Raw genomic sequence first — 10,797 nt, forward strand, 5'->3', positions numbered from 1 at the left:
GCGCCGTCCGGCAAGAAAAATATAGTCACATCAATAACATGGATCTAGGCCCAATCCGGCGTCACAGCACTTGGCGGCCTGTTGCTTGATCGGTTGCACAAGGCTTGTGCGCCGCACAAGAATTAAGCAGGCCGCAACTTTCGCATGCGGGCTGGACCTGCGACAGTCGCGCGCAGTCTCTTTAATGTACTGATCTATAATAAGTTTTCGGTGTGTCGGGCTTGGCATGAAGCTTGAATAGTTCCATGCCGACGCCATTGAAGCCGTCCCGCGAGACTTCTCATCCGACTTGCCGACGCCATCAGGCGGGGGTCTCCCCGCCGTGCGTTCGCATGCGCCAAAGGCGGCGCCGCCGGACGGACGGGCTGCTCGTGTGCACTGACGCCATCAATTCTGCAACGATGCAAAGGACGACACTGCCTATGACCAAGCGCACCCGCCGGCCCTCGGAGAGTGGCCTCAGCCGCCGTCAATTGTTGAAGGCCACCGGCTCGACCGCCGCACTTCTCGCCGCCGCAAAACTGAATTTCCCCGCCGGCGCTTTCGCGCAGGATTCAGGCCCCGAGGTCAAGGGTGCCAAGCTCGGCTTCATCGCGCTGAGCGATGCCGGCCCACTCTTCGTCGCCAAGGACAAGGGCCTGTTCGCCAAATATGGCATGCCCGACACCGACGTGCAGAAGCAGGCCTCCTGGGGCACCACGCGCGACAATCTCGTGCTCGGCTCCGAAGGCAACGGCATCGACGGCGCGCACATCCTGACCCCGATGCCTTACCTGATCTCGGCCGGCAAGGTGACGCAGAACAACCAGCCGACGCCGATGTACATCCTGGCGCGGCTCAATCTCGACAGTCAGTGCATCTCGGTCGCCAATGAATATGCGGACCTCAAGCTCGGTGTCGACGCATCGCCGTTCAAGGCGGCGCTGGAGAAGAAGAAAGTCTCCGGCAAGGCCGTGAAGGCCGCGATGACCTTCCCCGGCGGCACGCATGATCTCTGGATCCGCTATTGGCTCGCCGCGGGTGGCATCGATCCCGACAAGGACATCGAGACCATCGTGGTGCCGCCGCCGCAGATGGTGGCCAACATGAAGGTCGGCACCATGGACTGCTTCTGCGTCGGCGAGCCCTGGAATCTGCAGCTGATCAATCAGAAGATCGGCTACACCGCGGTCAACACCGGCGAGCTCTGGAACAAGCATCCGGAAAAGTCCTTCGGCATGCGCGCCGCCTTCGTCGACAAATATCCGAAGGCTGCCAAGGCGCTGCTGATGGCCGTGATGGAAGCCCAGCAATGGGCCGACAAGGCCGAGAACAAGGCCGAGCTCGCCGCCATCATGGGCAAACGGCAGTGGATGAACTGCCCGGTCGAGGACGTGCTCGATCGCAGCGCCGGCAAGTTCGACTACGGCATCCCCGGCAAGGTGGTCGAAAACTCGCCGCACATCATGAAGTACTGGCGCGACTTCGCTTCTTACCCGTTCCAGAGCCACGACCTCTGGTTCCTCACCGAGGATATCCGCTGGGGCAAGTACGAGCCTGGCTTCGACACCAAGGCGCTGATCGCCAAGGTCAATCGCGAGGACATGTGGCGCGATGCGGCCAAGACTCTGGGCGTCGCCGCCGCGGAAATTCCAACCTCCACCTCGCGTGGCAAGGAGACCTTCTTCGACGGCAAGGTGTTCGATCCCGAAAATCCGGCAGCCTATCTGAAGTCGCTCGCGATCAAGCGCGTCGAAGTCTGATGGAGCCTGCGGCCGCCGTCAGGCGGCCGCTTCGTCCTTTGAAGCCGGAGAGGGATTTTCGATGAACATTCCTGCCACCAAGATTGAGCTTGAGATCGCGTCGCCTGCGGCCGTTGCCGCGCCGGTCGTCGCGCTGACGCCGAAGCGCCCGCCGCGCACGGAAGCCTATGCACGGATGGCGCGGGAAACTGCCGTGCGCGTGATCCCACCGCTGGTCGTGATCGCGCTTTTGACGCTGGTCTGGGAACTGGTCTGCCGCCGCGCCGGCTCGGCGCTGCCGCCGCCGTCGAAAGTATTCAAGGACACCAAGGAGCTGATCCTCGATCCGTTCTTCGACCATGGCGGCATCGACAAGGGCCTGTTCTGGCATCTGTCCGCCAGTCTGCAGCGCGTTGCCCTGGGCTATTCGCTCTCGGCGATCGCCGGCATCGCGCTCGGCGTCCTGGTCGGGCAGTCGGTCTGGGCCATGCGCGGGCTCGATCCGCTGTTCCAGGTGCTGCGCACCATTCCGCCGCTGGCCTGGCTGCCGCTGTCGCTCGCGGCCTTCCGCGACGGTCAGCCCTCGGCGATCTTCGTCATCTTCATCACTTCGATCTGGCCGATCATCATCAACACCGCGGTCGGCATCCGCAACATCCCACAGGACTATCGCAACGTCGCCGCGGTGGTGCAGCTCAATCCGCTGGAATTCTTCGCCAAGATCATGATCCCGGCGGCCGCGCCCTACATCTTCACCGGCCTTCGCATCGGCATCGGCCTGTCGTGGCTGGCGATCGTCGCGGCGGAAATGCTGATCGGCGGTGTTGGCATCGGTTTCTTCATCTGGGACGCCTGGAACTCCTCGCATATCAGCGAGATCATCCTGGCGCTGTTCTATGTCGGCATCGTCGGCTTCGTGCTGGACCGCGTGATCGCGGGCCTCGGCAAGGTCGTCACCCGCGGCACCGCGCTGAACTGAGAGGAGAGGGTACATGACCGCCTATCTGAAGCTCGACCACATCGACAAGGTCTTCACCCGCGGCGCCGCCACCACGGAGGTGCTGAAGGAGATCAATCTCACGATCGAGAAGGGCGAATACGTCTCGATCATCGGCCATTCCGGCTGCGGCAAGTCGACCCTGCTCAACATCATCGCGGGGCTGACCAACGCCACCATCGGCGGCGTGCTGCTGGAGAATCGCGAGGTCAACTCGCCGGGGCCCGACCGCGCCGTGGTGTTCCAGAACCACAGCCTGTTGCCGTGGCTCACCGTGTACGAGAACGTCAGACTCGGCGTCGACAAGGTCTTTGCCAGGACCAAGTCCCGCGCCGAGCGCGACGCCTGGGTCTTGCACAATCTCAATCTGGTGCAGATGGCCCATGCCAAGGACAAGCGTCCTTCCGAAATCTCCGGCGGCATGAAACAGCGCGTCGGCATTGCGCGGGCGCTGGCGATGGAGCCGAAGGTGCTGCTGCTGGATGAGCCGTTCGGCGCGCTCGACGCACTGACCCGTGCTCACTTGCAGGACTCGGTGATGGCGCTGCATCAGAAGCTCGGCAACACCATTTTGATGATCACTCACGACGTCGACGAGGCCGTGCTGCTGTCCGACCGCATCGTGATGATGACCAATGGGCCGAGCGCGCGCATCGGCGAGGTGCTGGAGGTGCCGTTGGTGCGCCCGCGCAAGCGGCTCGAGCTCGCCACCAACACCACCTATCTGAAGTGCCGCCAGCGCGTGCTCGAATTCCTCTATGAGCGTCATCGCTTCGTCGAGGCCGCGTAACGAAGAGTTAACGCAAGCGGATGCCTGCGCACAAATAATCGACATCCCGCTCAATCCTTGTGCGTCGCACAAGGATTGAGCGAATCGCAAATTTTGCGTGCGAAAAAGCCCTGCAAAAATTTCTGGCAATACGAATAACGTCCTGAAATCCCTGTATTTCCAGCGTGCGCGCAACTGGCACGGAAATTGAAATGTCTTTGCGCGACGCCAACGACGACGTCCCTCAACATCATCAATCAGCATCGTGAACTCGCCACCGGGGTGAAGCCTCGGAGCGCGCCTCCATGTGAGGCAGAGCCTGCAACGACGCAGCGGTGAGCCTGGAAGGGATACTCAATGACGAAGAATCCTACTTGGATTTCAGACTGGCGCCCCGAAGATGAGGCGTTCTGGAATGCGACTGGCAAGACTATCGCGCGACGCAACCTGATCTGGTCGATCGTGGCCGAGCATATCGGCTTCTCGGTCTGGCTGATCTGGAGCATCGTCACCACCAAGCTGCCGCAGGCGGGCTTTCACTACTCGACCGACCAGCTGTTCCAGCTGATCGCGGTGCCGGGGCTGATCGGTGCCCTGATGCGCTTTCCCTACACTTTCGCGGTGACCACGTTCGGCGGTCGCAACTGGACCATCTTCAGCGCGGCGATCCTGTTCATTCCGACCTTGTCGCTTGCCTATTTCGTGAGCCAGCCCGATACGCCGTTCTGGCTGATGCTGCTGATCGCCTCGACCGCGGGTCTCGGCGGCGGCAACTTCGCCTCCAGCATGACCAACATCTCCTTCTTCTTCCCCGACCGGATGAAGGGCTGGGCGCTCGGCCTGAACGCGGCCGGCGGCAATATCGGCGTCTCCAGCGTGCAGCTCCTGACCCCGATCCTGATGACGCTCGCCGTCTTCAACCTGTTCCAGGCGACGCCGGTCGACGGCATCTTCCTGCAGAACGCCGGCCTGATGTGGGTGCTGCCGATCGCGATCGCGGTGTTCGGTGCCGTGTTCTTCATGAACAACCTGACCACGGCGAAGTCGTCGGTGAAGAACCAGCTTGCGATCGTCAAGCGCAAGCACACCTGGATCATGGCGTATCTCTATATCGGCACGTTCGGCTCGTTCATCGGCTATTCGGCTGCGTTTCCGCTGCTGATCAAGACCCAGTTCCCGCAAATCACGATTGCGATCGCGTTCCTGGGGCCGCTGGTCGGCTCGCTGTCGCGGCCGCTCGGCGGCTGGCTTGCCGACAAGATCGGTGGCTCGGTCATCACCTTCTGGAACTTCATCGTGATGGCGGGCGCAACGGTCGGCGTGCTCTACTTCGTCGGGCAAAAGGATTTCATCGGCTTCCTGTCGATGTTCCTGATCCTGTTCGTGACGACGGGCATCGGCAACGGATCGACCTATCGCATGATCCCCTCGATCTTCCGCGAAGAGAACCTGTTCAAGGTGCGCGGCAAGGGCGATGCGGCGCGCGCGCTCGCGCTGAAGACGGCGAGCATCGAGAGTGGTGCGGCGGTCGGCTTCATCGGCGCGATCGGCGCCGTTGGCGGCTACCTGATCCCGACCGGTTTCGGCAAGTCGATCGCCCTGACCGGCGGCCCCCAGCTCGCGCTCGCGATCTATCTCGGCTTCTACGCCAGCTGCCTCGGCTTGACGTGGTGGTTCTACCTGCGTCGCGGCCCGCAGGGTGAGGGCGCGTCAAGCCTCGCGGAGGCGCGAGTCTGACACTTGGTACGAATCTCGCTTCTCCCCGTACGCGGGGAGAAGCATTGCCCGACAGTTTGACCATGAACCTGGTTCGCAATGGCGCGCACCAAGGCAAACCCAACAGGCAGGAGAACATCATGACGCCAGAACAGATCACCCTCATCCAGCAGAGCTTCGCCAAGGTCGCGCCGATTTCGCAAGCTGCCTCCGTGCTGTTCTACGATCGTCTGTTCGAAGTGGCGCCGTCCGTGCGTGCGATGTTCCCTGAAGACATGACCGAGCAGCGCAAGAAGCTGATGGGCATGCTCGCCGCCGTCGTCAGCGGCCTCTCGAACCTGGAGACGATTCTTCCCGCGGCCTCCGCGCTCGCCAAGCGTCATGTCGCCTATGGCGCCACCGCCAAGCACTACCCCGTGGTCGGCGAGACCCTGCTGTGGACCCTTGAGAAGGGCCTTGGCGACGCCTGGACGCCGGAATTGGCAAAGGCCTGGACCGACGCTTACGGCGTGCTGTCCGGCTACATGATGTCCGAGGCCTATGGCGCGCAAGCGCAGGCCGCTGAATAGGAGATGCCTCGTGAGTGAACCGCTGGTCATCGTCGGTAACGGTATGGCAGCCGCGCGTCTGGTCGACGAGCTCGCCAAGTCCGCACTCGGCCGCTACGCGGTCGCCGTGATCGGCGAAGAGCCGCGGCTCGCTTACAATCGCGTGCTGCTTTCATCCGTGCTGGCCGGCGAGACCGGCTCGCACGAGATCGAGCTCCGCCCGGCCGATTGGTGGCGCCATCGCGGCGTCACGGTGCGCTACGGCTATCGCGTCACCGAGATCGACACCGGCCGCCGCGAGCTCAAGATCGAAGGCGAGGAGAGCATGGAATATTCCAAGCTCGTGCTCGCCACCGGATCGACGCCGCTGCGGCTGAATTTGCCGGGTGCCGATCTCGCCGGTGTGCACACGTTTCGCGATACGCGCGACGTCGACCTTTTGCTGACGCTGGCCGCTGCGAAGAAGCGCGTTGTCGTCGTCGGCGGCGGCCTGCTCGGGCTCGAGGCAGCCTACGGCCTTGCCAAGGCCGGTGCGCCGGTGACGCTGCTGCATTTGATGGACCGGCTGATGGAGCGTCAGCTCGATGGGCCGGCCGCCGACCTGCTCAAGACGCTGGTCGAGCGCAAGGGCATCCGCATCCTGCTCAATGCCTCGACCGCCCGCATCCATGGCGATGGTCATGTCGAGGCCGTCGAGCTTGCCGATGGCAGCCGCATCGAGGCCGATGCGGTGATCTTCGCCGCCGGGATCAAGCCGAACGTGGCGCTTGCCAAGGACGCCGGCATCGCCGTCAACCGCGGCATCGTCGTCAACGATGTGATGCAGACGGCATCGCCCGACATTTTCGCGCTCGGCGAATGTGCCGAGCATCGCGGCACCTGCTATGGCCTGGTCGAGCCCGCCTATGAGCAGGCGCGGGTGCTGGCACGGCATCTGGCCGGCCGGCCCGCCGCCTATCAGGGCAGCGTGGTCTCGACCAATTTGAAGGTCTCTGGCGTCAGCGTGTTCTCCGCCGGCGACTTCATGGGCGGGGAGGGCAGCGAGAGCCTGGTGCTGACCGACCGCAGGCGCGGCACCTACAAGAAGCTCGTGATCGCCGACGGCCGGCTCACCGGCGCGGTGCTGATCGGCGATACCGTCGATGCGCTCTGGTATCTCGAGCTGATCCGCAATCGCGAAAAGGTGGCGGCGATCCGCACCGACATGATGTTCGGCCGCGCGCTTGCGCGTTCTTCCGAGGCGGCTTGATAGAGCCGGCGTGACAAGGCAGCTTGATATGACGGCGATCGATCCCGCGCTTCGTGCCACCAAGACGACCTGTCCCTATTGCGGCGTCGGCTGCGGCGTGCTGGCGACGCCGGATGGCAAGGGCGGTGCGGCGATCGCGGGCGATCCTGACCATCCCGCCAATTTCGGCCGGCTGTGCTCGAAAGGCTCAGCGCTCGGCGAGACCGTTGGCCTCGAAAGCCGTCTGCTCTATCCAATGATCCGCTGTAAGGGCGCGCTCGAACGCGTCGCCTGGAGCGATGCGCTCGATCATGTCGCCCATCGCATGCAGCACATCGTGGCGCGCGACGGCGCCGACGCGGTCGCGTTCTATCTCTCCGGTCAGCTCCTCACCGAGGATTACTACGTCGCCAACAAGCTGATGAAGGGCTTTGTCGGCACGGCGAATGTCGACACCAATTCACGGCTCTGCATGTCGTCCTCGGTCGCCGGCCATCGCCGCGCCTTTGGCGCCGACACAGTCCCCGGCTGCTACGAGGATCTCGACCAGGCCGATCTGCTGGTCTTCGTCGGCTCGAACGCGGCCTGGTGCCATCCGGTGCTGTTCCAGCGCATGCTGAAGAACCGTGGGGAGCGCGGTGCGCGCATGATCGTGATCGACCCGCGCCGCACCGACACTGCGAGCGATGTCGATCTGTTCCTCGGCCTCAAGCCCGGCACCGATACCGCGCTGTTCTCCGGTCTGTTCGTCCATCTCGCCGACAATGGTGCGCTGGACCAGGACTACATCGCGCAGAACACGAGCGGTTTCGACGATGCGCTGGCGCGTGCGCGCAGCATCGCCGGCAGCGTCACTGCGACGGCGCTCGCGACGGGCCTCTCCGAGCAGGACGTCGCCACCTTCTTCAAGATGTTCCGCGACACGGACCGCGTCGTCACGCTGTATTCGCAGGGCGTCAACCAGTCGGCTCAGGGCACCGACAAGGTCAACGCGATCCTGAACTGTCACCTCGCGACGGGACGCATCGGCAAGCCCGGCGCCTCGCCGTTCTCGCTCACCGGCCAGCCCAACGCGATGGGCGGCCGCGAGGTCGGCGGTCTCGCCAATATGCTCGCCGCGCATATGGGCTTCACGCCGCCCGACATCGATCGTGTCAGGCGGTTCTGGAAGGCGCCGCGCATCGCCACCCATGAGGGCTTGAAGGCGGTGCAGCTGTTCGAGGCGATCCATCGCGGCGAGGTCAAGGCGCTCTGGGTGATGGGCACCAATCCCGCGGTGTCGCTGCCCGATGCGGACTTCGTGCGCGAGGCGTTGAAGAAGCTCGAGCTGTTCGTGGTCTCCGAGAACGTGCTCTCCAACGACACGGTCGATGCCGGTCCGCATGTGCTGCTGCCGGCGCTCGCCTGGGGCGAGAAGTCGGGTACCGTGACCAATTCCGAGCGCCGCATCTCGCGCCAGCGCTCATTCCTGCCGGCTCCGGGAGAGGCGCGGCCGGACTGGTGGATCCTGAGCGAGACGGCAAAGCGTCTCGGCTTCGGCGACAGCTTCAACTACAAATCCGCCGCGGAGATTTTCCGCGAGCATGCTGCGCTCTCGGCGTTCGAGAACGACGGTAGCCGCGATTTCGACATCGGCGCGCTCACCGGGCTGTCGAACGAGGCCTTCGACGCCTTGAAGCCGGTGCAGTGGCCGGTGCGCGAAGGCGAGACGTCCAGCGAGCGCTTCTTTGCAAAGGGCGGCTTCTTCACCAATGACGGCAAGGGCCGCTTCGTCGCGCCGGAGGTGCCGTCGCTGCGCGGCGAGACCGGCGCCTCGCGCCCGCTCAGGCTCAATACCGGACGCATCCGCGACCAGTGGCACACCATGACGCGCACGGGTCTCAGCCAGCGGCTGGGCGCGCATCTGCCGGAGCCCTTCGTCGAGATCCATCCTGATGATGCCGGCAAATACGGCATCGTTCACGACGGCTATGCCCGCGTTACCACCGATTATGGTCAGTGCATCCTGAAGGTCGTCGTCAGCGACAGCACTCAGCGTGGCACGTTGTTCGCGCCGATCCATTGGAGCGCGATGAATGCCTCGCATGGCCGCGTCGGAGCACTGGTTCAGTCCTTCACCGATCCGTTCTCGGGGCAGCCGGAATCCAAGGCGACGCCGGCCGCGATCGCGCCTTACGAATTCGTCTTCCGTGGCTTTGCGCTGTCGCGGAAGCAGCTCGATCTGCCGCCGAACCTGTTGTGGACCCGCGTCACGGTCACCGGCGGTTTCGGCTATCTCTTCGCCGACAACGCCGACCTTTCGCGCTGGCCGGCCTGGGTCGAGAGCGTCGCCGGCGAGGACGTCGCCGACTATCGCGATTTCGGCGGCGGGGTCTATCGTGCGGCCTCGTTCACGGGTGATCAGATCGAAACTTGCTTGTTCGTCGGTCCCGCGCATGACGCCGGCGATTGGGAGGTGGTGAAGAGCCTGTTCGTGGCCGACCACGTCAGCGACGATCAGCGCCGCATGTTGCTGTCAGGCAAGTCCGGCGAGGGCGCCGCCTCGACCGGGCCGATCGTCTGCGCCTGCTTCGGTGTCGGCCGCGGCACCATCTGCGAGACCATCGCGGCCGGCGCGCGCTCGGCTGCCGAGATCGGCGCCAAGCTCAAGGCCGGCACCAATTGCGGCTCCTGCATTCCGGAGCTGAAACGCCTGATTGCAACGACGGACGTGGCACCGGTGAAGCAGGCGAAGGTCGTCGCATAGGCTCGGCTGTCATCGCCCGGCTTGACCGGGCGATCCAGGGCGGATTCAAACGGTCGTGGCAACACCATGACGTTGGAGGCTGCGATGAAGGTTGTAAATCGGCGATCGGCGCGGTCAGGACGGGCGCCATTGCCATCGCCAGGCCGGCCGTCTGTTGCAGGACGCGATAAACAGAATAGATTTTGGAGGGCGATTGCCACAGGGCAGAGCAGTGAAGATGCTGCGCTTGAGGCTGGATTATCGCAACCTGTCGGAAGCAGATTATTCCGGAGGGCGGGCGGCATGCCACCAGCGATGTTCAGATCTTCGGCCACCCCTCTCTCCGGGCGCTACCTTTCGTTGGCTGAACGTGAGGACATCGCCCTTTTAAAGGTGCAGGGCCATTCCATACAGGAGATCGGGCGCCGCTTGGGGCGAGCTGCTTCGACGGTCTCCCGTGAACTGCGTAGGAACGCGGCCACCCGCGGCGGCGGGTTGGAGTATCGGGCAACAACTGCCCAATGGCATGCAGACCGATCTGCCCGCCGGCCCAAACCGACCAAGCTTGCGCTCAACGCCGCCTTGCGCACTTATGTGGAGGAGAGACTAGCCGGCGGCGTCGTAGCCCCGAGCGGAGCTTGTATTGCTGGCCCCTCCGTTCGGTGGAACGGCCGCCGGCATGGTCGACGAAAGGATCGACGATGGGCCAAGGCATGGAGCCCTGAGCAGATTGCCCGACGCTTGCTGATCGACTTCCCGGACGACAAGACCATGCGCATCAGCCACGAAGCCATCTATCAGGCTCTCTTCGTTCAGGGCCGCGGTGTACTGCGCAGCGAGCTGACGGCCTGCTTACGAACCGGGCGCGTCTTGCGCGTGCCCAGGGGACGCGTACGCAGGCGGGGCAAGGGCTTTGTCTCGCCGGAGATCATGATCAGTGAGCGCCCCGCTGAAGCAGCCGATCGAGCCGTGCCGGGACATTGGGAGGGAGATCTTATCCTGGGTCTTGGCAGCTCGGCGATCGGCACATTGGTCGAGCGCACGACGCGCTTCACAATGCTATTGCACCTTCCCCGGTTGGCGGGGCATGGCG

Annotated in this window: 8 protein-coding genes; all 8 read left to right on the forward strand. The window is 63.9% G+C overall.

Translation table 11 applies throughout. The annotated features are described in order from the left end of the window. Positions 1 to 422 precede the first annotated feature (422 nt). Positions 423 to 1,742: a CmpA/NrtA family ABC transporter substrate-binding protein gene (locus GGD61_RS37950; RefSeq protein ID WP_092259680.1), complete on the forward strand. Its 1,320-nt coding sequence runs from the start codon at positions 423 to 425 to the stop codon at positions 1,740 to 1,742. 61 nt (positions 1,743 to 1,803) lie between these two features. Continuing rightward, complete coding sequence (ntrB, locus tag GGD61_RS37955) at positions 1,804 to 2,700, forward strand: nitrate ABC transporter permease (RefSeq protein ID WP_092259678.1); 897 nt, start codon at positions 1,804 to 1,806, stop codon at positions 2,698 to 2,700. Positions 2,701 to 2,713: 13 nt separating this feature from the next. Further along, positions 2,714 to 3,508 (forward strand): ABC transporter ATP-binding protein, encoded by a 795-nt coding sequence (locus GGD61_RS37960; protein WP_183232272.1) that lies wholly within the window; start codon positions 2,714 to 2,716, stop codon positions 3,506 to 3,508. 336 nt (positions 3,509 to 3,844) lie between these two features. Continuing rightward, on the forward strand, positions 3,845 to 5,224 hold the full coding sequence (locus tag GGD61_RS37965) for an MFS transporter (protein ID WP_018322790.1): 1,380 nt from the start codon (positions 3,845 to 3,847) through the stop codon (positions 5,222 to 5,224). Positions 5,225 to 5,343: 119 nt separating this feature from the next. Then, positions 5,344 to 5,772, forward strand: a complete 429-nt coding sequence (locus tag GGD61_RS37970; protein ID WP_092259963.1) for a globin family protein — start codon at positions 5,344 to 5,346, stop codon at positions 5,770 to 5,772. A 10-nt stretch (positions 5,773 to 5,782) separates the two neighbouring features. Continuing rightward, the gene (locus GGD61_RS37975; RefSeq protein ID WP_177237257.1) at positions 5,783 to 7,000 is read left to right on the forward strand and encodes an NAD(P)/FAD-dependent oxidoreductase; all 1,218 of its coding nucleotides are present in this window, start codon (positions 5,783 to 5,785) and stop codon (positions 6,998 to 7,000) included. 28 nt (positions 7,001 to 7,028) lie between these two features. Continuing rightward, positions 7,029 to 9,725: a nitrate reductase gene (locus GGD61_RS37980; protein ID WP_092259672.1), complete on the forward strand. Its 2,697-nt coding sequence runs from the start codon at positions 7,029 to 7,031 to the stop codon at positions 9,723 to 9,725. An 84-nt stretch (positions 9,726 to 9,809) separates the two neighbouring features. Beyond that, on the forward strand, positions 9,810 to 10,797 hold a 988-nt coding region (locus GGD61_RS37985; RefSeq protein ID WP_210311335.1), incomplete at its 3' end, for an IS30 family transposase.

The organism is Bradyrhizobium sp. SBR1B, assembly GCF_014198205.1.
In the GTDB taxonomy this organism is placed as follows: domain Bacteria; phylum Pseudomonadota; class Alphaproteobacteria; order Rhizobiales; family Xanthobacteraceae; genus Bradyrhizobium.